The 23,644-nt window shown below is 71.8% G+C and carries 23 protein-coding genes and 2 pseudogenes; 12 read left to right on the forward strand and 13 right to left on the reverse strand.

Annotated elements, in window-relative coordinates:
* Positions 1-136: 136 nt before the first annotated feature.
* The 7 genes from ACZ4M5_RS14875 to ACZ4M5_RS14905 form a co-directional block, all read right to left on the reverse strand.
* Positions 137-1,150 (reverse strand): pyridoxal-phosphate dependent enzyme, encoded by a 1,014-nt coding sequence (locus ACZ4M5_RS14875; RefSeq protein ID WP_467736688.1) that lies wholly within the window; start codon positions 1,148-1,150, stop codon positions 137-139.
* On the reverse strand, positions 1,108-2,115 hold the full coding sequence (locus ACZ4M5_RS14880) for a GHMP family kinase ATP-binding protein (protein WP_467736690.1): 1,008 nt from the start codon (positions 2,113-2,115) through the stop codon (positions 1,108-1,110). Before ACZ4M5_RS14880 ends, ACZ4M5_RS14875 begins: the two co-directional genes overlap by 43 nt.
* A complete protein-coding gene (locus ACZ4M5_RS14885) occupies positions 2,112-2,921 on the reverse strand; it encodes a Rossmann-like domain-containing protein (RefSeq protein WP_467736692.1) in 810 nt (269 codons plus the stop codon). The genes ACZ4M5_RS14880 and ACZ4M5_RS14885 overlap by 4 nt, the downstream gene beginning before the upstream one ends.
* Positions 2,918-3,670, reverse strand: coding sequence for a class I SAM-dependent methyltransferase (locus ACZ4M5_RS14890; protein ID WP_467736693.1), 753 nt, complete (start codon positions 3,668-3,670; stop codon positions 2,918-2,920). The genes ACZ4M5_RS14885 and ACZ4M5_RS14890 overlap by 4 nt, the downstream gene beginning before the upstream one ends.
* 104 nt (positions 3,671-3,774) lie before the next feature.
* Positions 3,775-4,785, reverse strand: coding sequence for an ABC transporter substrate-binding protein (locus ACZ4M5_RS14895; RefSeq protein ID WP_467736695.1), 1,011 nt, complete (start codon positions 4,783-4,785; stop codon positions 3,775-3,777).
* Between the two features lie 14 nt (positions 4,786-4,799).
* Positions 4,800-5,573 (reverse strand): ABC transporter ATP-binding protein, encoded by a 774-nt coding sequence (locus ACZ4M5_RS14900; RefSeq protein WP_467736697.1) that lies wholly within the window; start codon positions 5,571-5,573, stop codon positions 4,800-4,802.
* A 1-nt stretch (position 5,574) separates the two neighbouring features.
* Entirely contained in the window at positions 5,575-6,594 is a 1,020-nt protein-coding gene (locus ACZ4M5_RS14905) for a FecCD family ABC transporter permease (protein WP_467737354.1), read from the reverse strand.
* A gap of 412 nt (positions 6,595-7,006) precedes the next feature.
* Here ACZ4M5_RS14905 and ACZ4M5_RS14910 point away from each other — a divergent pair, with 412 nt between their 5' ends.
* Complete coding sequence (locus ACZ4M5_RS14910; protein ID WP_467736699.1) at positions 7,007-8,287, forward strand: MFS transporter; 1,281 nt, start codon at positions 7,007-7,009, stop codon at positions 8,285-8,287.
* 123 nt (positions 8,288-8,410) lie between these two features.
* Positions 8,411-9,016: a dihydrofolate reductase family protein gene (locus ACZ4M5_RS14915; RefSeq protein WP_467736701.1), complete on the forward strand. Its 606-nt coding sequence runs from the start codon at positions 8,411-8,413 to the stop codon at positions 9,014-9,016.
* 42 nt (positions 9,017-9,058) lie between these two features.
* Here ACZ4M5_RS14915 and ACZ4M5_RS14920 read toward each other — a convergent pair whose 3' ends face one another.
* Positions 9,059-10,048 carry an aldo/keto reductase gene (locus ACZ4M5_RS14920; protein ID WP_467736703.1) on the reverse strand — a complete coding sequence of 330 codons (990 nt, stop codon included), beginning with the start codon at positions 10,046-10,048 and terminating at the stop codon, positions 9,059-9,061.
* A gap of 311 nt (positions 10,049-10,359) precedes the next feature.
* Here ACZ4M5_RS14920 and ACZ4M5_RS14925 point away from each other — a divergent pair, with 311 nt between their 5' ends.
* Both ACZ4M5_RS14925 and ACZ4M5_RS14930 read left to right on the forward strand, forming a co-directional pair.
* Positions 10,360-11,157, forward strand: a complete 798-nt coding sequence (locus ACZ4M5_RS14925; protein WP_467736705.1) for a DUF427 domain-containing protein — start codon at positions 10,360-10,362, stop codon at positions 11,155-11,157.
* A gap of 106 nt (positions 11,158-11,263) precedes the next feature.
* Positions 11,264-11,602 carry a hypothetical protein gene (locus tag ACZ4M5_RS14930; RefSeq protein WP_467736707.1) on the forward strand — a complete coding sequence of 113 codons (339 nt, stop codon included), beginning with the start codon at positions 11,264-11,266 and terminating at the stop codon, positions 11,600-11,602.
* Here ACZ4M5_RS14930 and ACZ4M5_RS14935 read toward each other — a convergent pair.
* Both ACZ4M5_RS14935 and ACZ4M5_RS14940 read right to left on the reverse strand, forming a co-directional pair.
* Positions 11,587-12,231 carry a DedA family protein gene (locus ACZ4M5_RS14935; protein ID WP_467736709.1) on the reverse strand — a complete coding sequence of 215 codons (645 nt, stop codon included), beginning with the start codon at positions 12,229-12,231 and terminating at the stop codon, positions 11,587-11,589. The two genes, ACZ4M5_RS14930 and ACZ4M5_RS14935, sit on opposite strands and share 16 nt — an antisense overlap.
* Positions 12,228-12,518: pseudogene (locus ACZ4M5_RS14940) on the reverse strand (translation initiation factor IF-2); the annotation flags it as partial. The gene ACZ4M5_RS14935 and the pseudogene ACZ4M5_RS14940, both read right to left, overlap by 4 nt.
* 13 nt (positions 12,519-12,531) lie before the next feature.
* Here ACZ4M5_RS14940 and ACZ4M5_RS14945 point away from each other — a divergent pair.
* The 6 genes and pseudogenes from ACZ4M5_RS14945 to ACZ4M5_RS14970 form a co-directional block, all read left to right on the forward strand.
* Positions 12,532-12,954: pseudogene (locus ACZ4M5_RS14945) on the forward strand (sensor histidine kinase); the annotation flags it as partial.
* Entirely contained in the window at positions 12,951-13,610 is a 660-nt protein-coding gene (locus ACZ4M5_RS14950) for a response regulator (RefSeq protein ID WP_467736711.1), read from the forward strand. The pseudogene ACZ4M5_RS14945 and the gene ACZ4M5_RS14950, both read left to right, overlap by 4 nt.
* A gap of 97 nt (positions 13,611-13,707) precedes the next feature.
* A complete protein-coding gene (locus ACZ4M5_RS14955) occupies positions 13,708-14,028 on the forward strand; it encodes a hypothetical protein (RefSeq protein ID WP_467736713.1) in 321 nt (106 codons plus the stop codon).
* 136 nt (positions 14,029-14,164) lie between these two features.
* A complete protein-coding gene (locus ACZ4M5_RS14960) occupies positions 14,165-15,010 on the forward strand; it encodes a hypothetical protein (RefSeq protein WP_467736715.1) in 846 nt (281 codons plus the stop codon).
* A gap of 97 nt (positions 15,011-15,107) precedes the next feature.
* Complete coding sequence (locus ACZ4M5_RS14965; protein ID WP_467736716.1) at positions 15,108-16,736, forward strand: multicopper oxidase family protein; 1,629 nt, start codon at positions 15,108-15,110, stop codon at positions 16,734-16,736.
* Positions 16,737-16,817: 81 nt separating this feature from the next.
* A complete protein-coding gene (locus ACZ4M5_RS14970) occupies positions 16,818-17,465 on the forward strand; it encodes a hypothetical protein (RefSeq protein WP_467736718.1) in 648 nt (215 codons plus the stop codon).
* Positions 17,466-17,479: 14 nt separating this feature from the next.
* On the opposite strand, the gene ACZ4M5_RS14975 is transcribed toward ACZ4M5_RS14970, so the two are convergent.
* From ACZ4M5_RS14975 to ACZ4M5_RS14985, 3 genes are all read right to left on the reverse strand, one after another.
* Complete coding sequence (locus ACZ4M5_RS14975) at positions 17,480-18,289, reverse strand: SAM-dependent methyltransferase (RefSeq protein WP_467736720.1); 810 nt, start codon at positions 18,287-18,289, stop codon at positions 17,480-17,482.
* Between the two features lie 84 nt (positions 18,290-18,373).
* Positions 18,374-19,426, reverse strand: coding sequence for a 3-oxoacyl-ACP synthase III family protein (locus ACZ4M5_RS14980; protein ID WP_467736722.1), 1,053 nt, complete (start codon positions 19,424-19,426; stop codon positions 18,374-18,376).
* Positions 19,423-20,193, reverse strand: a complete 771-nt coding sequence (locus tag ACZ4M5_RS14985; RefSeq protein WP_467736724.1) for a thioesterase II family protein — start codon at positions 20,191-20,193, stop codon at positions 19,423-19,425. The genes ACZ4M5_RS14980 and ACZ4M5_RS14985 overlap by 4 nt, the downstream gene beginning before the upstream one ends.
* 215 nt (positions 20,194-20,408) lie before the next feature.
* On the opposite strand from ACZ4M5_RS14985, the gene ccrA reads away from it, so the two are divergent.
* Positions 20,409-21,770 carry a crotonyl-CoA carboxylase/reductase gene (gene ccrA / locus ACZ4M5_RS14990; protein WP_467736726.1) on the forward strand — a complete coding sequence of 454 codons (1,362 nt, stop codon included), beginning with the start codon at positions 20,409-20,411 and terminating at the stop codon, positions 21,768-21,770.
* Entirely contained in the window at positions 21,767-23,536 is a 1,770-nt protein-coding gene (locus ACZ4M5_RS14995) for a 3-hydroxyacyl-CoA dehydrogenase family protein (protein ID WP_467736728.1), read from the forward strand. The genes ccrA and ACZ4M5_RS14995 overlap by 4 nt, the downstream gene beginning before the upstream one ends.
* The last annotated feature ends 108 nt before the right edge of the window (positions 23,537-23,644 follow it).

Below are 23,644 nucleotides of genomic sequence, written 5' to 3' on the forward strand. Positions count from 1 at the left end.
CGACACCAACGAGTCACCCGCCGCACCGCCCGCGGGGCGTGAGCCAGCGGCATCTCGCGCACTGCCGACGGAAACTGACGGCCCGTACTGAAACCATCTTCCCCAGTGCTCTGCGTACACCTTCAATTACTGCGGCCTAGTCGAAGAGCGCCGCCTCGGGCGCCGGTGACCCGGCCCAGTGCATGCGGGACCACGGGAGGGACAGGTCGTCCGTGCCGCTCACCGTACGAGGCGCCAGGTCCTCGATCCGGGCGGCCTCGTGGTGCCGGGTGAACACGGTGTCGACGTAGCGGTGGCCGGTGTCGGCGGCGAGGAACAGGACGGTACGGCCGGGCTCTTCGCGGCGTTCCCACCGCGCGGCCAGGTAGGCGGCTCCGGTGGAGAGACCCGCGAAGACGGCGTGCCGGCGCAGCAGGTCGACGTTGCCGGCGAGTGCGGCGTCGAAGGCGAGCCAGTGCAGGGTGTCGTAGAGGTCGTGGCGGACGTTGCCGAAGGGGATGGAGCTGCCGATCCCGGCGATGATGATCTCCGGGTCGGCGACGTGGTCGCTGCCGAAGGTGACGCTCCCGTACGGTTGGACGCCCACGAGCCGTACGTCGACGGAGCGTTTCCTCAGGTAGTGGGTGAGGGCGCCGGTGGAGGCTCCGGAGCCCACGCCACCGACGAAGGTGAGGGAGTCGCCACCGATCCGGTCGTGAATCTGCTCGGCGACGGCTTCGTAGCCGAGGTAGTGGATGTCGTCGTGGTACTGGCGCATCCAGTGGTAGTCCGGGTGTTCCCGCAGGATCTCGCGTACGCGGGCGACGCGGCGGTTCTGGTCGAGCTTGAGGCTGCTGCTGGGCGGCATCTGCTCCAGGTGGGCGCCGAGTACGTCGAGTTGGGCGCGCAGGGTCCGGTCGACGGTGGTGGAGCCGACGATGTGGCAGCGCATGCCGTAGCGATGGCAGGCCAGGGCGAGTGCGTAGGCGTAGATGCCGCTGGAGCTGTCGACCAGGGTGTCGCCGCGTCGTACGGCTCCGGTGTCGAGCAGGTGGCGTACGGCGGCCAGGGCGGAGACGACCTTCATGGTCTCGAAGCGGAGGCAGAGCAGGCCGTCGTCGAGACGTATCAGGTCCGGGCGTCCGATGGCTTCCGAGATGTGTTCGTCCACGGGGACTCCTCACTGCTGGGGGACGTGAAGGTGGTGAAGGTGCGGGTCGGCGTGATGCCCTCGCGTTCGAGGGCGCGGGTGCACCGGCGCAGAGCGTGGCGCAGGCCGGGCGCGCGGGGGTCGAAGAGGATGCCGGCGACGTTGCCGCTGTGGGCGACCTGCACGCCGACGGCGCCGGTTGCGTCGGCGATTCCGGTGAGCGCGGGGAACTCGGGGTGCCACAGGACGCGTTGGCGCAGCCGGGCGCTGGCGGTGCCGACCCGGCCGAGCAGGGCGGTGTCGGCGTCGGCCACCGCCCGGCGGAGCATCCGGCGCAGGTGGCCGTAGGCGGCGAGGTCGTCGTCGTGGTGGTGGAGGGCGGGGAGGGAGAGGGTGTCGACCGGTGCGCCGCCGCCGAGCGCGCACCCGACGACCACGGCGGGCGGCAGCACGGAACCCAGTACTTCGAGGACGCGGCCCTCGCGCTGGGCGAAAAGCAGCGGCCGTGCACCGTGCATCAAGGGGTCGCTGGCCCCTTCGGCGCGCACCGCGATGCGGGCGATCGTCTCCGCGGGCAGCAGCACGCCCCAGGAGTCCGCGACCGCCCGCACGGTGGCGATGACGTCGCTGGTGGAGGATCCCATGCCGAGCCCGACGGGGAGGTCCCCGGCGAGCGTCAGCTCCCCGCCGCAGGGCTCCGCGTCGCGGCGTGCGGCGCACTCCCGTACCGCCAGGACGGCGGCCGCCCGCGCCTTGGTGCGGCCGGCGGGCGTCACCGTCACCTCGTCCGCTGGCCTGCCCGGCCGGCATGTGAAGCGGGCGGTGCTGCCCGGTCCGTGCATCGGCAGCGTGACCAGTGCGTGGACGGGGCGACGCCGCTGGTCGAGGAAGACGCCTTGCAGGATTTCGCCATGGTGGCAGGCGGCGCGTCCGGTGCCCTCCGTGTCACGGGCAGGGGCGCCCGGTCGGCGGGTGGCGGCCGTCATGCGTGGCCCGCCGCCCGGTAGCGGTACAGGGTGGTGGGGTCGGCGCTGAACTGGGAGAAGGGGAAGGGCTCCGCGGACAGGGCGGTCACGCCCCGTCCGAGGAAGGCGCGCGCCACGGCGCTGCCGGTCTGGGCGTAGACGACCAGGGGTACGCCGCGTTCGCGGCAGCGGGCCAGGACGGTGTCGAAGCTTCCGTTGCCGAGCGTCATGCCGGTGGCCACAACGGCGTCGGCGGTGTCGAGGACCTCGTGCATGTCGTCGGTGACCGGGTCGCCCCACTGGGTGGTGCGGAGGTTGAAGTCGCAGAGCAGCGGGTCACCGCCGCGCTCGCGGATGGCCGCGACGAGCGGGTTGACCACCCCGATCAGAGCGACCTTGGCTCCGGTGTCGATGTCGAGGAGCCCGGCGACGGCCGCGTCCCGGGCCAGCGCCCGGGTCTCGGGTGTCCCGGCGGGCAGGGTGACGGGTTCCGCCTCCGTCGCCTCCCGGTGCGGGCGGACCGAGCTGAGGTAGGCGTCGAGCGCGGCGACCTTGAGCGCCTTCGGCGCCTCGCGCAACAGCGTGTCGACGGGAGTACCGGAGGCGTCGCGGCACAGGGACGGGTCGACCTCGCCCGCCTCGAAGGCGCAGCCGCCGAAGGAGTCGCCCAGGCGGACGAGGACGTACTGGTTGAGGTAGGTGGTGTTGCCGCCGGCCAGGCGGGTGCCGTGGTGCACCCAGAAGACGCTGGTGGCGACGAGGTCGGCGGGGCGGGGGCCGTGCTCGCCGGCAAGGACGGCGGCCAGGAGTTCCTCGGTGTTCTTCATCGCTGTCCTCCGGTGCGGGGAGTGTCGTGGGTGATGCGGAAGAGGTAGGTGAGCACGCCGTCCTGCCAGTCGTGGAGGTGGTCGATCCGGGGGCTGAGCCCGTGGTCCAGGGCGTGCTGGACCAGGGCGCGCAGGTCCGCGGTGTTGGAGGCGATCACGTGGATCTCACCGCCGGGGGCCAGCAGGTCCTTCTCCGTGATCTGGGCGAAGAACGTCGCCAGCAGTGGCACGCCCACGCACACGTTGCGCACGACGTCGGGGTCGTCACTGACGGTCTGGCTGACGGCGGGCGGGTTGAAGGTGACGACGTCCAGCTGGACTCCCTCGGGGAGAGCGTCGAACACGTCACTCACTGCGGGCAGAAACGGGGGGTGTTCGCCGACCAGGCGCCGGTAGTGACGGGTGGCGGCGGCCACGCTCTCGGGGTGGACGTCGAGGGCGTGGATCTCCCGGGCGCCCCGGACACCCGCCGCGACGGCCTCGACGCCCAGGCCGACGCCCATGGCGGCGTACCGCAGGCCGCGGGTCTCGATACGGCCGTCCAGGACGCGTTCGTGGATCAGGCGGCTGGTCCAGCCGGGTAGGAAGACGCCGGGCGGAACGTCGAACGTCCAGCCGTTCCACTCGTAGGAACGAGTCGTGTGCAGATCCGCCTTGGGCTGGTTGAGGGCGATGATCCGGTCGGCGGGCAGGGGTGGGGGCAACTGCTCGAGAAGAGCGCGGCCGGTCGAGTCACGGTGCAGGTTCATGGGTCCTTTCCTTGTCACACGGCGGGGTGGCGGGCGGCCACGCCGAAGGGCGGCCTGTCCGGCGGGTGTCGGTGCCTGCCGGACGAGCCGTGGCGGGCGGGGACTCAGCCCTTGAGTTCGCGCAGGTAGGCGCCGAACTTCTCCAGGCCGTCGATGTTGCGGGGGCCGCTGATGCCCTCGTTGTAGTCGAGGACGAAGAAGTTGCCCCTCTTCACGGCCGGGAGTTCCCGGGTGTGCGGGGACTTCCGCAGGAAGTCGATCTTCTTCTCGGCGGGCAGGTCGCCGTAGTCGAGGATGACGATGACCTCGGGCTCGGCTTCGGCCACGGATTCCCAGGTGACCTGGGTCCAGCGCTCGTCGAGGCCGTCGAAGACGTTCCTGCCGCCGGCCGTCTTGATGATGTCGTTGGGTGGTACCTGGTTGCCTGCGGTGAACGGCTGGTCGGTGCCGGAGTCGTAGAGGAAGACGGGCACGGGATCGCCGTCCGGGGCCTTGGCCTCGACCTCTGCCACGCGCTTCTTCAACCCGTCCACGACGTCCGTGGCCTTCTGCTCGACCCGGAAGATCTTGCCCAGCCGTTCGAGGTCGGTGTAGAGAGCCTGGAAGGGGCTCATCTTCTCGGGGTGCCCCGGGTAGTTGAAGCAGCTCTCGGTGTGCATGAAGCTCTGGATGCCGAGCTTGTCCAGGATCTTGGGTGTGATGCCCCGCTCGTCCTTGAAGCCGGAGTTCCAGCCCGCCACCACGAAGTCGGCCTTGGCCTCGACCACGACCTCCTTGTTCAGGAGGTCGTCGCTGAGCATCTTCACCTTCGCGTAGTCGGACGCCCAAGGGGACTCACTCACCGGCGGGTTGGCGGGCGGCATCACGTAGCCGTGCACGTGCTCGGTCAGGCCGAGGGCGAACAGCTTGTCCGCGCTGCCGCCTTCGTAGGCCACGGCCCGCTCGGGCACCGTGTACGGGACCGGTTCACCGCACCGCTTGACGGTGACCTTGCCGGACTCCTTGGCGTCCGACTCGACCTCGGCACCGCATCCGCTGAGCACCAGCACCGCGGCCAGCGCGGAGCCGAGAGCGGCGGGCCTTCGGACCGCGGCGGGGTTTCGGGTTGTACCCATGCGTGAACAGCCTTTCAGCGGGTGGAGTTGAGCGCATACAGCAGTTGGGGAGCGCCGGTCAGCGGGTGGGGGACGACGCTGGCCCGGACGCCGAAGACGTCACCGACGAGGTCGGTCGTCAGCACGTCCGCGGGCGCCCCGGAGGCCACCAGGCGGCCTCGGGAGAGCACGCCGAGCCGGTCGCAGGCCGCCGCGGCGAGGTTGAGGTCGTGCAGGACGACCAGGACGGTGAGCCCGGAGGAGCGCAACAGCGTCAGCAGGTCGACCTGGTGGCGGACGTCCAGGTGGTTGGTCGGCTCGTCCAGGACGAGGATCTCCGGTTCCTGCACGAGGGCGCGGGCCAGCAGGACACGCTGGCGCTCGCCACCCGACAGCGTGAGAACGCCCCGGTGTGCGAGGTGTCCGATGTCGAGTCGTTCCATCGCCCGCTCGCACAGCTCGCGTTCCCGGCCACCGAGTGCCCGGTTGCCGCGCAGATGGGGCGCGCGTCCGAGCGCGACGACCTCCTCGACCGTGAAGTCGACGTCGACGCCGCCGTCCTGGGTCATGGCCGCGATGGTCCGGGCGCTGTCGCGCATGGGGAGCCGCGTCAGGTCCTGCTCCCCCACCCAGACGGTTCCGGAAGTGGGCCGCAGTGCCCGGTAGACGCACCGCAGCGCCGTGGACTTGCCGCTTCCATTGGGCCCCACGAGCCCCACGACCCGACCGTCCGGCACCGTGAGGGACAACCCGCTCACCAGGCTCCTGCCGTCCGTCACCACGGAGAGCTGATCGAGTTCCAGGTCCACGTCAGCGCCCTCCGAAGGTGTAGCCCCGGCGCCGCATCAGGGCGATGAAGACCGGCACCCCCACGAGCGCGGTGATGACTCCCAGCGGCAGCTCGCGCGGGGCCACCAGGGTCCGTGCCGCCAGGTCGACCCACACCATGAAGATCGCCCCGACCAGGGGGGCCACGGCGAGGACGCGGGCGTGCGTGGCACCGACGACCATCCGCACCACATGCGGCATCACCAGACCGACGAAGGCGATGGCGCCGCTGACGGCGACCATGACGCCCGTCACCAGGGAAACGAGCACGAGCAGCATCTTGCGGTGCCGGTCGGGATCGAAGCCGAGGCTGGAGGCGGTCTCGTCCCCGAGCGACAGCACGTCCAGCGCCCGCCCGTGTCGGTACAGCACCGCGAGACCGGCCAGCACGACGACGGCGACGACGGGCAGCGCGCTCCAGGTCGCGGCGCCGAAGCTGCCCATGGTCCAGTACAGGACCATGCTCGTCGCCTCGCCGTCCGGCGCGAGGTAGATGATCAGGCTCATGACAGCCTGGAATCCCGACGACATGGCCACGCCCGTCAGCACGAGGCGCAGCGGGGACAGCGCGCCGCGACTGGAGGAGGCGGCGTACACCAGGAGCGAGGCGGCGAGTGCGCCGGCGAAGGCGCCGACGGAGACGGCGTGGATGCCGAGCACCGCGAGCCCACCGGTGACCGTGACCCCGACCGCACCCACGGAGGCGCCCGAGGAGACCCCGAGGACGAAGGGGTCGGCCAAGGCGTTGCGCACCAAGGCCTGGATCGCGACTCCGACCGCACTCAGCCCGGCCCCCACCAGTGCCGCGAGCAGCACACGCGGTGTGCGGATCTGCCAGATGATCTGGTAGGTCGTCACCTCGTCGGCTCCGATGCGCCCTCCGCTGAGAGCCGCCCACAGGTGGCGAGCGGTCTCACCAGGGGTGACGACCGCCGGCCCGAGCCCGATGGCGACGACGACGGACACCAACAGGACGGCGGCCGGCCCGGCGCAACCGAGGATCAGCACCTTGCGGGACGCGAGGCGAGCGCGCACAGCCTTCTCGGGCCGGGGCGCCGACGCCTCGGGGGGAGTGACCTCCGCGCTCACGTCAGGCGAGGACTCGGGTCCCGCGAGTGGAGGCGGGTGCGGCACCGTCACGTCCCCTCGTTAATGAAAATCATGTTCATGTGCAGAACCTAGCACGCGCTCTGGCCTGCCACGCAAGTGCGGACCGGCCGGCGACCGCGGTGCGATCGGGCGGCCGGCAGCACTCTAATGGAAATGATTATCAGTGCGATAGTGTGACGTCCGCGCCGCGCTGCCCGCCGTCCGCCACGGCCGGCCCCGTTGCACAACTTCCGTGCAGGGCAGGCCCCTTGCAGCCGGATCGCGGCCGATCCACCGCCGCCGACAGGAACAGGAGCACTCCTCCGTGCCCACCCCCTCCACCCCCACCACAGCCGAGTCCCCTCCCTCCGAGCAGCGCTCGGTCCTTCTCGACGTGCCCTTCCTCCGCCTCTGGACGGGCGCCACGGCCTCGGGCCTGGCCACCTGGGCCCTGCCCTTCGTCCTCGGTCTCGCGGTCTTCGACCGGACCCTGGCCGCCACCGACCTCGGCCTGCTGCTCGCCGCGCGTACGGTCGGTTTCCTCGCCGCGGTGCCCGTGGCCGGAGTACTGGCCGACCGGCACTCCCGCCGGGGCGTCGTGCTGTGGGCGGGGCTCGCCGCCGGAGCCGCCGCCCCTGTGCTCGCCGCCGGGCTGGGACGCTCGGTGCTGCTGATGGCGGTGGCTGCCGCGGTGTCGGGAGCGGGCCAGGGCGCCTGCCGACCCGCCTACCAGGCCCTCACCGCCGAGGTGGTCGACGCGGGTCGCAGGCAGCAGGCCAATGCCGCCATGACCCTGGCGGTACGGGTCACCACCCTCGTGGGCCCTTCCCTGGCCGCGCTGCTCGCCGTCTTCCTGGACACATGGGCGCTGCTGTGGGGCGTCGGACTGCTGTGGCTCGTCGCGGCCTGCGTTCCCGGGCGCGGCGCACGGCCCGGGGCTGCGGACGACACGCCGGAGCCTTGGCCCGGGCCGGGCAGGGCGTCCTTCCTGTCCGAGTTCACGGAGGGGGTCCGCGAGGCGCGCAGGCACCCCTGGTTCCTCGCGGGTCTGGGCGCGCTGACAGCCGTCATAGCCACCGGCTACTCCGCGACCGGCGTCGCCCTGCCCATGGTCAGCAGGGACGCGTACGGGACCGAGGTCGTTCTCGCGGGTGCGATGACCGCCTACACCGCCGGAGCGCTCGGGGGTGCGCTGCTCATGGCCCGCTGGCGTCCGCGCTCCCCCGGCCGGGCGGCCCTCGCCGGCCTGGCCTCCTACGGCTTCGCCCCGCTCAGCCTGGTGTTCCCCGTGCACCCGGTCGTCGTCATGGCTGCCTACGCGGTCGCCGGCATCGGCATCGAGCTGTTCAACGTGCCGTGGTTCACCGCCGCCCAGCGCGAAGTCGCCCCGGACAAACTGGCCCGCGTCTCGTCCCTGGACTTCCTGCTCTCCTACGGCCTCGCCCCGGTCGGACTCGCCGTCATCGCCCCCGCCATCGACGCGTTCGGCGCCACAGCGGTCCTCGCGGGCTGCGCACTCGTCTGCTTCGCGGCACCCGCCACCGCCGCCCTGGTGCCCAGTGCCCGTACCTTCTCGACGGAACGACGGGGCGGCGACGCCCTATGACGGCCCGGATGGAGGGACCGGCTACCGCTGTCATAGGCCTTTCCGGTCACTCCACAGCGCGGCCGATGAGTTTGCGGCACGCGGGCGGTCCAAGCTCGTGACACCTCAGGAAAGGACTCCGACATGTCCGAGCTTCTCATCGACTTCATCACCTCTCTCGACGGTCACGCCTCGGGAAAGGGTTGGCCCGGGTTCTGGGGTCTGGAGGGCCCGGAGTACCTCGCATGGCTCGGCGAGCAGCCCGAGGCCACCTACCTGATGGGAGCGAACACCTACCGCCTGATGTCGGGCTTCGCCGCAGGCCAGGTCCCGGAGGGCCAGGACGAGTTCAGGCCCGAGGAAGAAGCGTCCGTCGACGAGCTCACGCAGGCGACCAAGGTGGTGTTCTCCTCCACGCTCCAGGAGCCACTCACGTGGGCCAACTGCACACTCGTCCGCGGCGACGCCGTCGAGACGGTCCGCAGCATGAAGTCCGGCGGCTCCGGGCTCCTCACCACGATCGGCAGCCTCAGCCTGTGCCGGTCCCTGCTCCGCGCCGGACTCGTCGACCGCTTCCGGGTCGTCATGTTCCCGGTGATCACCGGGGTCACGGGCGAGGAGCGCATCTACGACGGCTATCCCGACGTCGCCCTCGACATGACCGAGCACCGCACCTTCGACGGCCGCATCCAGCTGGTCGAGTACAAACCCCGCGTGCTCGAGCGTCCCCCGCTCGACATCCCCGCCTGACCCCCACCAGCCCGGTGGGTGCCGTGCCGCTCCGGACCGTGCCTAACGGTTGACGGACCGCATGCCTGCCTCGTCGTACCGCTCGCCGGCCGCTTCGGGCAGCTCCGCGTCGATGCGGGCCAGGTCGTCCTTCGTCAGGTCGACGTCGACGGCGGCCGCGTTCTGCTCCAGGTAGGTGCGGCGCTTGGTGCCCGGGATCGGCACCAGGTCCTCGCCCTGGGCCAGCACCCACGCGAGGGCGAGCTGAGCCGGCGTGACGTCCTTCTCGGCGGCGATCTCCTTCACCTTCGCCGCCAGCCGCAGGTTCGCCTCCAGGTTGGCGTCCTGGAAGCGCGGGTTCTGGCGGCGCCAGTCGTCGACGTCCAGGTCGTCCGGCGAGGTGAACCGTCCGGCGAGGAAGCCCCGGCCGAGAGGTGAGTACGGTACGAAGCCGATGCCCAGCTCCCTGCAGGCGGGCAGCACCTCGGCCTCCACGTCCCGCGACCACAGCGAGTACTCGCTCTGCACCGCCGTGACCGGGTGCACGGCGTGCGCTCGCCGGATCGTCCGGGCGCTCGCCTCGCTCAGTCCGATGCAGCGCACCTTGCCCTCGGCGACCAGTTCGCCCAGTGCGCCGACCGTCTCCTCGATCGGCACGTTCGGGTCGACCCGGTGCTGGTAGTACAGGTCGATGTGGTCGGTTCCCAGACGCTTCAGGGAGCCGTGGACGGAGCTGCGGACGTGTTCGGCCGAGCCGTCCTGCGGGCCGACCGTGCTGCCGTCGCCCGGTACGGCGTCGTCCATCCGGTAGTTGAACTTCGTCGCGATCACATAGTCGTCGCGGCGCCCCCGGATCGCCTCTCCGACGAGGGACTCGTTGGTGAGCGGACCGTACACCTGCGCGGTGTCGAGGAAGTTCACCCCGAGGTCGAGGGCGTGCCGGATCGTCGCGACGGCCTCCTCCTGGTCGGTGGTTCCGTAGAAGGCCGACATGCCCATGCACCCCAGGCCGACGGCCGATACCTGCAGATCCCGCAGACTGCGCTTTCGCATGTCGTGTCCCAGCCTTCCCTGCACGCTTGATCATCCTCGGGGCTCGCGCTCCCTCGTGTTTTCGACGCTACGACTTCGAGCGCACTCCAGGGCAAGTGACAGGCGCGGACGGACCGGGCCGCCCGGGCGCGGCTCGGCGCGCCCGCCCCGCGCATCCCCTGCCCGGTGACTGCATCTCGCGTGCGGTGTCGGGACGAAGCAGTGGAGGAACGAGGGAACCGCAGAGGAGAGAACATGACCGACACGGGCGTGGGCCGGGGCGCAGTGCCGCCGAGAAGCGTGTGGCCGACGGCACGGGCCGGTGATCACCGATGACGAGGTGGACGCCCCGGCCCGACGGCGGACGGCCCTCGGGGAAACCCTGCTCCCACACCTGGACGGCGGACCCGCCCCCGCTGACTCGGACGTGCCCGGCCTGCGCGGCGCGCGGACGCACACCCGCCGCTCTCCTGCTGTGCCTGACCTGCGGCCATGTGGGCTGCAGTGACAGTTCTCCCGGCGCTCACGCCACGGCCCACTTCGACGCCAGCGCACACCCCGTGGCACGCGCCCTGGCAGGTGACCGGCCATGGGCCTGGTGCTACGAGGACGAGATGTATCTGGACCCGCCGGAATGGCCGGGGCGGCGTCCCGCTCCGCGGCCGCCGGAGTCGGTGTGGGACTACCCGCGGCCGCCCGTGATGCGGGAGGACGACCGTGAGGTACGGGTGGAGTGGGCCGGCCAGGTGGTGGCCGAGACCCGCAGGGCCGTCCGGGTACTGGAGACCAGCCATCCCCCTGTGTTCTACATCCCTCCGCGGGATGTACGGGCGGAGCTTCTCTTCCCGGCGATCGCTGAGCGGACCTGGTGCGAGTGGAAGGGCTCAGCCCGTTACTGGGACGTCATCGTCGGAGACGCCGTGCGTGCTGGTGCCGCCTGGAGCTACCCCCGTCCCGAGCCCGGCTACGCGTCCCTGGCCGACTTCTTCGCCTTCTATCCGAGCCGCATGGACCGCTGCACGGTCGACGGGGAGGAGGTCACGGCGCAGGACGGTGACTTCTACGGCGGCTGGATCACCGCGGAGGTGCAGGGACCGATCAAGGGCGCCCCGGGCACCCGGCTGTGGTGACGCGGCGACGAGTGGGGGCGTCGGGGGCGGGGGCGGCGAGGGCCGTGGCCATCCGGGACAGGGCTGCGGGGTCGAGGCGTCGGAACGGCCCGGTACGCTCCGGCAGATGACGAACACCGGCATGGATGATGCGCAGTTGAACCGACTGTGGGGGGCCGTCTGCGCCTTCGCCGGGGTCTTCTTCCTCCTGTGGGCACTGTCCTGGGTCAACGCGAGCGTGCTCCATGAGGACCTGCCGAATGTCTGCGGGGACCTGCACACGGCCCGCTTCCCCTTCGAGAAGTCGTGCACGCGTGAGGACGGCACCGTCGAGGGCGCGAACAGCCCGCTGTTCGAAGGGATCTTCTTCGGCTCGATGTCTGCCGGAGCGGTGTGTCTGGCGGTCGCCTGCGGGGCCGAGCACAACCGTCACCGCCGGCCCCGCCCGCCTCAGGGGCGTGGATGAGTCTCCTGGCCAGGTGATCCGGTTCGGCCGGTCCGGCGGCGATGACGCGTTCTCGTCCAGTACACGGAACCGGCCGCCGCTACGGCGAGCGCTGCGAGCAACGGAGCGCCCCAGGCAAGTGCGCGCTGCAGGGAGGCCGCGGCCGCGTAGCCGGCGCCGGCTTCCGCTGTCGCCCACACGGGCGCGGCAAGTGCGCTGTAGGGGGCGATGCGCCGGTAGGGCAGGTGGGTGGCGCCGGCCAGGTGGGGGGTCAGGGTGCGGATCACGGGGACGAAGCGGGTGAGGAGCAGGGCCTGGCCGCCGTGGCGGGCCATCAGGTGCTCGGCGCGCTGCCAGGTGGCCGTCGGGATGTGGTGGCCTGGGCCGCCGGTGCGCAGGCGGGCGCCGAGTACGCGTCCGGTGCGATGGGCCAGGAAGTCCCCGGTGACGACGGCGCCGGCGGTGACGGCGATGACGGGCAGCAGGTGCAGGTGTCCGGCACGGGCGAGGGCGCCGGCGGTGAGCAGCAGGGTCAGAGTGGGGACGAAGGCGCCGATCAGCAGGAGGGATTCGGCCAGCACGGCGGCCGCGAGGACCAGGTAGGCGGCGGGGGCGGGAACGTCGCTCAGGAGGCCGGACAGGGTGCTCATGCCGTGATGTCCGCGGCCCGGGTGCGCGGGGTGGCGGTGGTGGGGGTCGCGGGGCGTCGGAGCTGCCACACCTTGGCCGGGGGAAGGTTGGCCCAGACGGCCCAGCGCCCGGTGGCGTACCGGCGTTGGTAGTCGGCCAGGAGCTCTTCGACCGCCCGGTGACGGCGGGTCTCGGCGCGGCTGGAGAGCAGGTGACGGGCCTTGCGGGTGCCCAGGTAGGCGAAGTAGGTGAGGGTGCCGCCGGGCTGGAGCAGCTCCAGGCACCGGTCCATGATCGTTTCGACCTGGTCGAGGGTGAGATCTGCTTCGACCGCTCCGGTCCTGCGCGAGGTGGACGGTCTGGTGGAGGAGGCACGCGCGGCAGGACAGCAGATCGCCTTCACCGTGTCCGGGCCGGCCGGGTCGGCCCCGGCCGCGCATCGCCTGGCTGTCTACCGGATCGTCCAGGAAGCCCTCTCCAACGCCCGCAAGCACGCCCATGGAGCGCCGGTGACCGTTCGGCTCGACTGGAGACCGCCCGCCACTACCGTGGAGATCGTCAACACCCCGGGTACCGGCGCCGCGGCGCCTGTCGAGTCCGGGTTCGGCCTGGTGGGCCTGCGCGAGCGCGTCACCGCCCTCGGCGGCCACCTGCACGCCGGTCCCGGTGGCGCCGGTGCCTGGCGACTGTCCGCTCGCATCCCCCACCCGCCCGCTCCCGGGCAGAACGGTGCCCGCCCGTGATCCGCGTCCTGATCGCCGACGACGACGCCCTCGTCAGCCTCGGTCTCTCCGACCTCCTCGAGGGCGACGACAGCATCGAGGTCGTCGCCCAGGCCACGGACGGGCTGCACGCCGTCGAGCTGGCCACCGCCCACCCCATCGATGTCGCCCTGGTCGACGTGCGCATGCCCCGCATGGACGGCATCACCGCCACCGCACACCTGCGCGCCCTGACCCGGCCTCCGAAGGTGATCACCCTGACCACCTTCGACCTCGACGAGTACGTCTACGACGCCCTGGCGGCCGGAGCCGACGGCTTCCTCCTGAAAGACACCGACCCCGCGGAGATCCTGCGGGCCGTCCACCTCGTCGCCGCCGGATCAGCCATGCTCCACCCCAGCGCCGCGCGCCGCCTCATCGACCGTTACCACCACGCCCACAGACCGCAGACCGCCGCGGCCCGGGCCAGGCTTCAGCGGCTCACTCCACGCGAACGCGACGTGCTGGCCCTGCTCGCCCACGGCTGGACCAACGCCGAGATCGCCACCCGTCTGCGCATGCGTGAGAGCACCGTCAAAGCCCACGTCAGCCGCATCTTCGCCAGCCTGGACGTCACCAACCGGGTCCAGGCCGCCCTCCTGGCCCGCGACGCCGGTCTCGACCATCCGACGGACTGAACGACGTGCCGGCGGAAGGCGGCGGCTCGCCACCGACTCTGTAGCCTTCGTCCGGTGCCGAGACAGGTCGCGGAAACGAGAGACAACGAGTATTGCCATGGCTGAGGTTGGGAAGCTGACCAGGGTCGTGCAGACGTGTGCGGGACACCCGTCACAGTGGGACGCCTGGACGGCGGACGGCCAGTACCTGTATCTCCGGTACCGGCACGGTCAGGGCTCCGTCGAGTGGCACACCGGCCCCGGCGACGACGCCGACACTCCGGAGTCCTGGGAGGACGGCCGCTCGGGGCTCCTGACCGAGTGGGACGACGGCACCCGCGCCGGGGTCATCGGTCTCGAGGACTTCCTCGCGGCGGCGGGCCTGAAGTTGGCGCCGGACGCCTCGGTGCGTGCCGACGATCCGGCGGTGAACTCCTGACCGGCCCCGTCACCGGTCGCGCGAGGAATCCCCCACGGCACCGCCCTCATACGGATGGACGCCGGCAAATGACCGTTTCGCGGCATCGGCTCTGGCAGAGTCGAGGCGTGTTCAGCACTGTCGCCCTTCCGCCGGCATGACCCCTGCCGAGCAGCGCGCCGAAGGCGCGGGACCGTTCACCACCCGGCTCACCTGGCAGCCGCCCGGCGGCGGCACCGCCGTGTGGGAGTCGAGGCCCGCCCGGCGCCGCGGCATCCTCGCGGCCCGTCCGGCCGGTGTGCCGGCCGGCCGGCACACCGGCGTCGGCGAGCGCGCACTCGCCGGGATGCGCAGACTCAACGCGATCGCGGCGACCGCCTTCGTCATCGGCGGCGCGCTGTTCGCCGCCGGTGCCGCCGTCGCCCAGTTCGGCTCCGGGGATGCCACCACCTGCGCCTCCGTCTACTTCGCCGGCGGCCTGTTCTTCAACACCGGCGGCTACGTCAGTCTGCTCCAGGTCGTCAACGCCCCGCGTCATCGACCCGGCGGCGACGGACGGCTGTTCACCCGCGACTGGCGCTGGTGGAGCTACGAGCCCACGCGGGTGGACTGGCTGAGCACGTTCGTCCTCTTCGCGGGCACGCTGGTGTTCGCCGTCGACCTGCTCGACTCCTTCCTGCAGGGGCTGAGCGTGCGGCAGACCAACCGGCTCGTGTGGGCCCCGGACGTGATCGGCTGCCTGCTGTTCCTGATCTCCGGTCACCTCGCCTTCGTGGAGATCTGCCACCGCGGGTGGCCCTGTCTGCGCCGGCGCAGCCTCGGCTGGTGGATCGTCGCGGTGAACCAGCTCGGCTCGGTCCTCTTCATGATCTCGGCACTCGCCGCCTACACCCGCCCCGCCACCGGCAGCCTGATCAACGCCGACATCGCCGACTGGGGCACCCTCCTCGGCGCCGGATGCTTCTCCGTCGGCGGCCTCCTCCAGCTGTTCGAGCGCCCCTGACGCACGGGTTCCGCCTGCCGGTGGAATTCGCACCGGCACCGCGGGCATTCGGCGGAGTCGACGGGCTGCATGATCACGTTGCCTGTCTCATGGAGGCATGCCCAATCCTTCTCGGCGCACCCTGCTGCGCGCCTCACTCGCCGCGTCCGGCGGGGGCCTGCTGTCCTCCTGCACCGGCCCGGACCGTGAGCCGCGCTCCGGCCCCCGGGGATACGGCAGCAGGCAGACGTTCGTCCCGGACGGCCCACGGGGGTACGTCAACCCGTCCGACCCGGAGGTGCTCGCGGCCGAGCGCGCCCGCGGTTCCGGGCCGGTTCGCACGTACCGCATCACCGCGGCCGAGGCGTCGCTCGACCTGGGCGGGCGTACCGTCCGGACGTGGGCGTACGACGAGGCGCTTCCGGGGCCACTGGTGCGCGCGAGCGCCGGCGAGGTGCTCGACGTGACCCTCGCCAACCGGCTGCCGGCCGTGACGGCACTGCATTCGCACGGGGTCCGGCTGCGCTGTGACATGGACGGGGTCGCCGACCTCACCCAGCCGCCCGTCCGGCCCGGGACCGACTTCCGCTACCGCTTCACGGTCCCCCACCCGGGGACGTATCTCATGCACTCCCACGTCGGGATGCAGTCGGACCGGGCCCTGTACGCGCCGCTGGTCGTCGACGACCCGCGCGAGCCCCTGGCCTACGACGCGGAATGGATCGTCGTGCTGGACGACTGGCTCGACGGCGTGGAGGGCTCCACCCCCGAAGAGGTACTGGACCAGCTCAGGCCGGATGACGCGAGGGGCTCGGGACACGCGGGGACGGGTGCGGGCCACTCGGGCCCGGGGTCCGGCCGAGGCGGGTCGACGCATCCGACACCCGGCCGGAAGGCCGCGGGTCCCTCCCGGGTGCTGCACCGGGCCCGCAGCCGGATGCTGCACGGACGGGCCGGCCACGTCGCCTACCCCCACTACCTGGTCAACGGCCGTCTGCCCGAGAACCCGTCGGTGTTCCGCTGCCGCCCCGGCGACCGCATCCGGGTGCGCATCATCAACGCCGGGGCGGAGACGGCCTTCCGTGTCGTCCTGGGCGGTCACACCATGACGGTGACGCACACCGACGGCTATCCCGTGCAACACAGGAGGACCGACGCCCTGCTCGTCGGGATGGCGGAGCGGTACGACGTTCTCGTCACCGCCCGGGACGGTGTCTTTCCCTTGGTGGCGCTGGCCGAGGGGAAGAGGGGGCGGGCCCTCGCCGTGCTGCGTACGGGCAAGGGAGCGCGGACGCTCCCACCGGTCACGGCCCGCCCGGACGAACTGGACGGACGGACCGTGTCCGCCCGGCGCCTGGTGCCGGACGAGTCGGTGGCCCTCGAGGACCGGGAGCCCGACCGCGAGCTGCGCATCCGCATCACCGGCGGCATGGAGAAGTACGACTGGGGCTTCGACCACCAGCCCTACTCGCCGCAGCGGCGCCATGCCGTGCGGGCCGGCGAACGGGTTCGCCTCACCCTCATCAACGCCACCGACATGTGGCATCCGATGCACCTGCACGGGCACACCTTCGCCCTCGCCGGCCTGGACGGCGCGGGCGCCAGGAAGGACACCGCGATCGTGCTCCCGCACCGGAAGCTGGTGGTCGACCTGGACGCGGACAACCCCGGGCTGTGGATGCTGCACTGCCACAACCTGTACCACTCGGAGAGCGGGATGATGACGGTGCTCGGCTACCGCAGGTGAGAGTCGCTTCGCCCTGACGACGACCACGGGGGGACCAGTAGGCTCTGGTCGCGCCACGGTCCGTCCGGGAGGGGAAGCGCGATGATCGCCGCTGAGTACGGTTACGAGGTGCTGCCCGGAGTGGCGGTGGACACGCCGGGCGTCGAGGACGTCCTGCGGCAGCGTGAGCGAGGCCTGCGGTGGGGCGTCCTGGCGCTGATCGCCGAGGTCCTGCTGCTGGTGGCGGTGCTCTTTCTCGCGGGCCCCGGCTCCGCCACCGGTTCGGTCACCGCCGCCTGCGTGGCCCCCGTCGTCGCGGTCACGGCCGGCCTGACGCTGCTGTGGCGCCGGGCTCGGCGCCGGGAGCGGCTGGTGATGTCCACCTACGGCTGGCAGGTCTGGCCCGTGCGGACGCAGGACGTCCGCGTGGTCTCCGCCGAGGGCGAGCGGGCCCGGGGCCGCCGCTGGGGGACGGACGGGCGGGTGGTGCTGCTCCAGCCGGACGGTCAGAGCCACTGCTCCTTCCCCGTCCCCGCCGACGGCTGGGACGGCCCGCGTCCGCGGGGGTCCCGCCCGGCGGACCGGGTGTGGTTCGCCGGCGACACCCGGTTCGGCGGCATGGTGGCCGAACCGGGCGGGCTGCCCTTCCGCTACGTCGTCCGTGCCACGCCGGGAAAGCGCCGCGGCACCGGATCGGAGGACGAACTGGCGCGCCGCGCGGGCCTGATGCCCCGGAACCGGCCGCGGTAGGCAGTCGGCGCTCGTCAGGGTTTGCGGGCCATGCCCGCGGCGATGAGGTGTTCCCAGACCGTGAGTTCTCGTCCGCCCCACGGGCCGTCGGTCTCGTCGGGACGCCACAGCGACGCGGGGACTATCCCCGGGTCGAGGATCTCCAGGCCGTCCAGCAGGGAGGCGATCTCCGCGTCCGTGCGCCACCGGCCGCGACCGAATGTCTGCTGCAGCACCTTCTCGGCCTGCGTCGTCTCCGGGTTGTCGCCGGAGCGGAAGTGGCTGATGAAGAAGTGGCTGCCGCTGGGGACGTGGTCTCGCCAGTAGCGGACGATGCCTGCGGGGTCCTCGTCGTCGTTCACGTGGTGGAGGATGGCGCTGAGGATGACGGCGACGGGGCGGGAGAAGTCGATGATCTCCCGGGTGACCGGGTGGGAGTGGACGCCCTCCGGGTCGCGCACGTCGACCGCGACGACACGGGTCCGGTCGTTCTTCTCCAGCAGTGCACGGCCGTGGACCAGCACTTGACCGTCGATGTCGACGTAGACCACCCGGGACTCGGGAGCGTGACGTTGCGCGACCTGGTGGACGTTGTCCGCCGTCGGCAGGCCACTGCCCAGGTCGATGAACTGCCGGATGCCGGTGCTCCTGGCGATGTCCGCGACCGCCCGGACCAGGGCCGCCCGGTTGGCGAAGGCGATGGCCACCGACCCGGGCAGATCGCGCTTGAACACGTCGCCGATCTCCCGGTCCACGGCGTAGTTGTCCTTGCCGCCGAGCAGGTAGTCGTAGACGCGGGCGATGCTCGGCCTGGTCGGGTCGATGAAGGAGCCTTCGTACGTCATGGAGGCATTCTCCCCGGCAACCGGGCCCGCCCATCCGCGCTTTCGGCATTCCGGCCGGTCGCGGGCCGGGCAGGGGACTTCGACTCAGCGCCCCCAGCGCAACAGCGTCGTGCCCAGCGTCATCCCCCCGCCGAAACCGGCCAGCAGCACCAACTGGCCTGCTTCCAGGGGCCTTTCGTCAGCGCGGGCCGCGTGGTCCAGGGCGAGCGGGATGGACGCCGCACCGGTGTTGCCGTGCCGGTCGACCGGCAGATGCACCCGCGCCGCGGTCAGCCCCAGGAGGGCGGTCACCGAGTGGAGCATCTCCCCGTTGGCCTGATGGGGGACGAAGTGGTCGACCTCGCCGGGCCGGACGGAGAACCGCTCCAGCGTGCCCGTGACCGCGGCCGGCAACTCCCGTTCGACGAACTCGCGCACCAGGCGCCCCTGCATGCGGAAGTAGTGCTCGCCGCGCGCCACGGACTTCTCCGACGCCGGCTGCCTGCTCCCACCCGCCTGCACCCCGATCAGCGCGTGCAGATGCCCGTCGGTGCGCATCGCCGTCCCGACCAGGCCCCGGCCCTCGCCCACCGGCCCGATCACCACCGCACCGGCCCCGTCACCGAACAGCGGCGCCGTCCTGCGGTCGGCCGGATCGATGATCCGTGAATACACCTCCGCGCCGATCACCAGCGCACAGCGCCGTCGTCCGCTGCCGGTCCCGCCGGGCTCGCCGGACTCGCCGTCGTCGACGGTCAGCAGCCGGGCAGCCGTGTGCAGCGCGGCCACGAAACCGGCGCACACGGCGTTGACGTCGAACGCAGCGGCCCCGCGGGCGCCCAGCCTGTGCTGCACCAATGCCGCTGTGGCCGGCTGCGGATGGTCCGGCGTCGACGTCGCGACGACGATCCAGGCGAGGTCCTCGGCCCGTACCCCGGCATCCGCCAGTGCCCGGGCTCCCGCATGCGTGGCCAGATCCGAGGTGGCCTCGTGATCAGCGGCGTAACGCCGTTCCACGATACCGGTCTTGCGTTCGATCCACTCCGCGCTCACCCCGGCGAGCCGGCCCACCTCAGCGTTGGCGACGACCCGCTCGGGCAGGTGGGCGCCGGTGCCCCACACTCCGATCGCGCCCCGCCCCGGCGCGCGCGCCGTCATGACGCCACCGCAGAACGCACCGCGAACCCCAGTTGCTTCCCTATGGTGGACAGCACCCGGCGTTGTTCCCCGACGAGGAAGAAGTGTCCGCCGGGCAGCACGTTGAGCTCGAAGGCGGACGTCGTGTGCGCCCGCCACGCCCGCACCTGTTCCGGCGTCGCCTTGGGATCACGGTCCCCGGTGAAGGCGGTGATGGGGCAGGCGAGCGCCGGCCCGGGCCGGTAACGGTAGCGGCGCACCGCACCGTAGTCGGCGCGCAGCGCGGGCAGGATCATCCGCAGCGTCTCCTCGTCCTCCAGCAACTCCGGGCCCGTGCCGTCGAGCCGGGCTATCTCCGTCAGAACCTCCTCGTCGGTGACGGGCTGGTATTCACCGGCGGTGTCCAGCGACGGCGCGCGGCGCCCGGAGACGAACAACCGCGACGGCCCCCGCCCGGCCGTCTGCAGCCGGCGCGCGGCCTCGAAGCCGACGATCGCGCCCATGCTGTGCCCGAACAAGGCGTACGGTTTGTCCGTCCACGGCTCCAAGGCGTGCGCGATCCGCTCGGACAGGACGTCGACTTCACCGAGCGGGCTCTCGCCGCGCCGGTCCTGACGCCCCGGGTACTGCACCGCCAGCACCTCGATCCTCGGGGACAGCGCACGGGCCACGGGGAAGTAGAAACTCGCCGAACCGCCCGCGTGCGCCAGGCACACCAGCCGCACGGGCGCTTGAGGGGCGGGGAAGAAGTTCCTGAGCCACGGATCGTCACCGTGGTGTGCGGTCATGGCGTCTCCTCGGCGTTTCCCGGGCGTGCGTCACCGGGAGAGCATGGGCCGCCCTCGTCCCCGCGCGCCTCCCCTGACACCCCCCTGAATCACCCCCGCGAGCACCGGGCGGAAAGTCAGGGGGTGGTCCGGGGTGGTCCCGTCCGGCCTGGGGCCAGCACGCTGGCCGGTGACGCAGCAGTTGTTCGCCGTGGCGAGAGGAATCGGGAAACACCGTGGACGAGATCATCCAAGCTGTGACCGGTGAAGCATCGCCGCACGACATCGCCGCGCTGCGCCTGCCCGAGTCCTACCGGGGCGCCGTCGTGCGCCGCGAGGACACCGCCATGTTCGACGGGCTGGCCTCCCGGGACAAGGACCCCCGCAAGTCCCTGCACATCGAGCACGTGCCGGTGCCCCAGCCGGCGGCCGGCGAAGCGCTCGTCGCGGTCATGGCCTCGTCGGTGAACTACAACACCGTCTGGTCCTCCATCTTCGAACCGGTGGCGACCTTCGGGTTCCTTCAGCGCTACGCCCGCCTGTCCGAGGACACCGCCCGGCACGACCTGCCCTACCACGTCATCGGCTCGGACCTGTCCGGCGTCGTCCTGCGCACCGGTCCGGGCGTGAACCGGTGGAAGGCGGGCGACCGGGTGGTGGCCCACTGTCTGTCGGTGGAACTGGAGTCGGCCGACGGCCACAACGACACGATGCTCGACCCCGAGCAGCGCATCTGGGGCTTCGAGACCAACTTCGGCGGACTCGCCGAGATCGCCCTGGTGAAGTCCAACCAGCTGATGCCCAAACCCGCCCACCTGACCTGGGAGGAGGCCGCCGCCCCCGGCCTGGTCAACTCCACCGCCTACCGGCAGCTGGTCTCCCGCAACGGCGCCGGCATGAAGCAGGGCGACAACGTCCTCATCTGGGGTGCCAGCGGCGGACTCGGCTCCTACGCCACGCAGCTGGCTCTGGCCGGGGGTGCCCACCCGATCTGCGTCGTCTCCAGCGAGCAGAAGGCGGACATCTGCCGTTCGATGGGCGCCGAAGCCGTCATCGACCGCAACGCCGAGGGCTATGAGTTCTGGAAGGACGAGCACACCCAGGACCCCAGGGAGTGGAAGCGGTTCGGCAAGCGGATCCGCGAGCTCACCGGCGGCGAGGACGTCGACATCGTCTTCGAGCACCCGGGCCGGGAGACCTTCGGCGCGTCCGTCTACGTCACCCGCAAGGGCGGCACCATCACCACCTGCGCCTCGACCTCGGGCTACATGCACGAGTACGACAACCGCTACCTGTGGATGTCACTGAAGCGGATCATCGGCTCGCACTTCGCCAACTACCGCGAGGCCTGGGAGGCCAACCGGCTCGTCGCGAAGGGCAGGATCCATCCCACGCTGTCCAAGGTGTACCCACTCCAGGACACCGGCCAGGCCACCTACGACGTGCACCGCAACCTCCACCAGGGCAAGGTCGGCGTGCTCTGCCTCGCCCCCCGGGAAGGCCTCGGCGTGAGCGATCCGGCACTGCGCGCCCGCCACCTGACGGCCATCAACCGTTTCCGCCAGGACCAGGACCAGGATCAGGAACCCACCCCATGACGACACCCACACCCAGCCCTGCGCCCATCTCCGCGACCGCGCCGGTGATCGGCGTCGTCGGCCTCGGCTCGATCGGCGAAGCACTGCTGCGCGCACTGCACGACACCGGCCACCGGGTCGTCGGCGTCGACACCGACCTGGACGTCCTCACCCGCCTGACACGGCGTCTGAAAGCGGCCGCCCCCACCGCCGCCGGCCCCGAGCCCGTCCTCGGCGACGACTACGGCCTGCTGCGCGGGAGCGACCTGGTCGTCGAAGCCGTCCCCGAGGACTGGGACGTGAAGACGGAGGTTCTCGGCCGGATCCACGACGTCTGCCCGCCCGGCACCCCGCTGGTCACCACCACCGACACCCTCCCCCTGGCCCGGCTCGCCATCGCCTCGGGCCGCCCCGCCGACCTCGCCGCACTGCGCCTGTTCACCCCACCCGCGGCCGGCTCCCCCGCCGAACCCGTTCACACCTCGCTCAGCTCCCCCGAAGCCGCTCGCGCCGCGCACCAGGTCGTCGAGGCCGCGCGGCTCACGGCCGTCCAGGTCGGCACCCGGGCCGCCGCGGACGCCACCGCCCTGGTGCTGAACCTGCTCAACCGCGCCGCCGCGCTCCAGGACACCGGCTACGTCTCCCACCACGCCATCGACACCGCGATGCGCCTGGGCTGCGCGCTGCCCGCAGGCCCCTTGGAGACCCTGGACGCGATGGGGCTGGACACCGTCCATGCCGCCTTGACGGACCTTCACCGACGCACCGGGGAACCGTCGTTCATTCCGGCGCCCGTCCTCACCCGGCTGATCGACGACGGCCGCCTGGGCCGCAAGACAGGTCGCGGGTTCTACACGTACGACGACACCGGGGCACCCTTGCCCGAGCACACCGCCACCCCCGACCCGAGCGCCGCCCGCTCCGTCCACCGGGTCGGTGTCGTCGGCTCCGGTGCCATGGCCAGCGGCATCGCCGAAGTCACCGCCACGGCCGGCCACCCCACCCTCCTCGTCGCCCGCAGCGAGGACAAGGCCCGGGCCGCCCTGGACGGCATCACCGACTCCCTCGTCCGTGCCGTACGCCGCGGCAGGATCACACCCGCCATCCGCGACCAGGCCCTGGCCGGCCTGCGCACCGGCACGGACGTCGCCGCACTGGCCGCCTGCGACCTGATCGTCGAGGCCGCCGCCGAGGACCCCGACGTCAAGCGGGACATCTTCGTCGCGCTCGGTGAGACGAGTGCCCCCGGCACTCTTCTGGCGACCACCACTTCCAGCCTGTCCGTCGCCGCCTGCGCCGACGCCTCGGGCCGTCCCGCCGACGTCATCGGCCTGCACTTCTTCAACCCCGCGCCCGTCATGCGGCTCGTGGAGATCGCGCACACCCCCGACACCTCCCCCGCCACCCTCGCCACGGCTCACACCTGGTGCGAGGAGCTCGGCAAGACACCCGTGCACTGCCCCGACCGGACCGGCTTTATCGTCAACAGCCTGCTCTTCGGCTATCTCGGCGCCGCCCTGGACCTGCTCGACCGTCGGGGCGCCGACGACCACGTCATCGAGCACACCGACACCGCCGTCCAACGCGCTTACGGCTATCCCATGGGCCCCTTCGCCCTGCTCGACACCATCGGTCTCGACGTCAGCCTGGCCATCCAGCACCGTCTCCACGACCGGTTCCCCGCCACCCACCAGCCCTCGAAGGCCCTCGCCGAACTCGTCACCGCCGGTCTGCTCGGCCGTAAGAACCGCGACGGTCTCCGCACCACCACGCATCGTGTGCCCTAGCCCCCCACCCGGAGGGGGCGGGGTGCCGGTGACCCCGGCACGCGGCAGCTCGGGCGACGGTTCAGAGGGCGGCCGGACGTGCGGTGTCGCTGGTCCGCGCAGGTGAGA

The sequence above is a fragment of the Streptomyces sp. NPDC026246 genome, from assembly GCF_055567995.1.

Bases quoted from the DNA above. Each gene is read 5' to 3' on its own strand.
- ACZ4M5_RS14955 (WP_467736713.1), top strand. From the start codon at position 13,708: ATGGCTGAGGTTGGGAAGCTGACCAGGGTCGTGCAGACGTGTGCGGGA.
- ACZ4M5_RS14980 (WP_467736722.1), bottom strand. From the start codon at position 19,426: ATGACGGCGCGCGCGCCGGGGCGGGGCGCGATCGGAGTGTGGGGCACC.
- ACZ4M5_RS14895 (WP_467736695.1), bottom strand. From the start codon at position 4,785: ATGGGTACAACCCGAAACCCCGCCGCGGTCCGAAGGCCCGCCGCTCTC.
- ACZ4M5_RS14890 (WP_467736693.1), bottom strand. From the start codon at position 3,670: ATGAACCTGCACCGTGACTCGACCGGCCGCGCTCTTCTCGAGCAGTTG.
- ACZ4M5_RS14930 (WP_467736707.1), top strand. From the start codon at position 11,264: ATGACGAACACCGGCATGGATGATGCGCAGTTGAACCGACTGTGGGGG.
- ACZ4M5_RS14970 (WP_467736718.1), top strand. From the start codon at position 16,818: ATGATCGCCGCTGAGTACGGTTACGAGGTGCTGCCCGGAGTGGCGGTG.
- ACZ4M5_RS14965 (WP_467736716.1), top strand. From the start codon at position 15,108: ATGCCCAATCCTTCTCGGCGCACCCTGCTGCGCGCCTCACTCGCCGCG.
- ACZ4M5_RS14995 (WP_467736728.1), top strand. From the start codon at position 21,767: ATGACGACACCCACACCCAGCCCTGCGCCCATCTCCGCGACCGCGCCG.
- ACZ4M5_RS14960 (WP_467736715.1), top strand. From the start codon at position 14,165: ATGACCCCTGCCGAGCAGCGCGCCGAAGGCGCGGGACCGTTCACCACC.
- ACZ4M5_RS14920 (WP_467736703.1), bottom strand. From the start codon at position 10,048: ATGCGAAAGCGCAGTCTGCGGGATCTGCAGGTATCGGCCGTCGGCCTG.
- ACZ4M5_RS14915 (WP_467736701.1), top strand. From the start codon at position 8,411: ATGTCCGAGCTTCTCATCGACTTCATCACCTCTCTCGACGGTCACGCC.
- ACZ4M5_RS14885 (WP_467736692.1), bottom strand. From the start codon at position 2,921: ATGAAGAACACCGAGGAACTCCTGGCCGCCGTCCTTGCCGGCGAGCAC.
- ACZ4M5_RS14975 (WP_467736720.1), bottom strand. From the start codon at position 18,289: ATGACGTACGAAGGCTCCTTCATCGACCCGACCAGGCCGAGCATCGCC.
- ACZ4M5_RS14985 (WP_467736724.1), bottom strand. From the start codon at position 20,193: ATGACCGCACACCACGGTGACGATCCGTGGCTCAGGAACTTCTTCCCC.
- ACZ4M5_RS14880 (WP_467736690.1), bottom strand. From the start codon at position 2,115: ATGACGGCCGCCACCCGCCGACCGGGCGCCCCTGCCCGTGACACGGAG.
- ACZ4M5_RS14935 (WP_467736709.1), bottom strand. From the start codon at position 12,231: ATGAGCACCCTGTCCGGCCTCCTGAGCGACGTTCCCGCCCCCGCCGCC.
- ACZ4M5_RS14925 (WP_467736705.1), top strand. From the start codon at position 10,360: ATGACGAGGTGGACGCCCCGGCCCGACGGCGGACGGCCCTCGGGGAAA.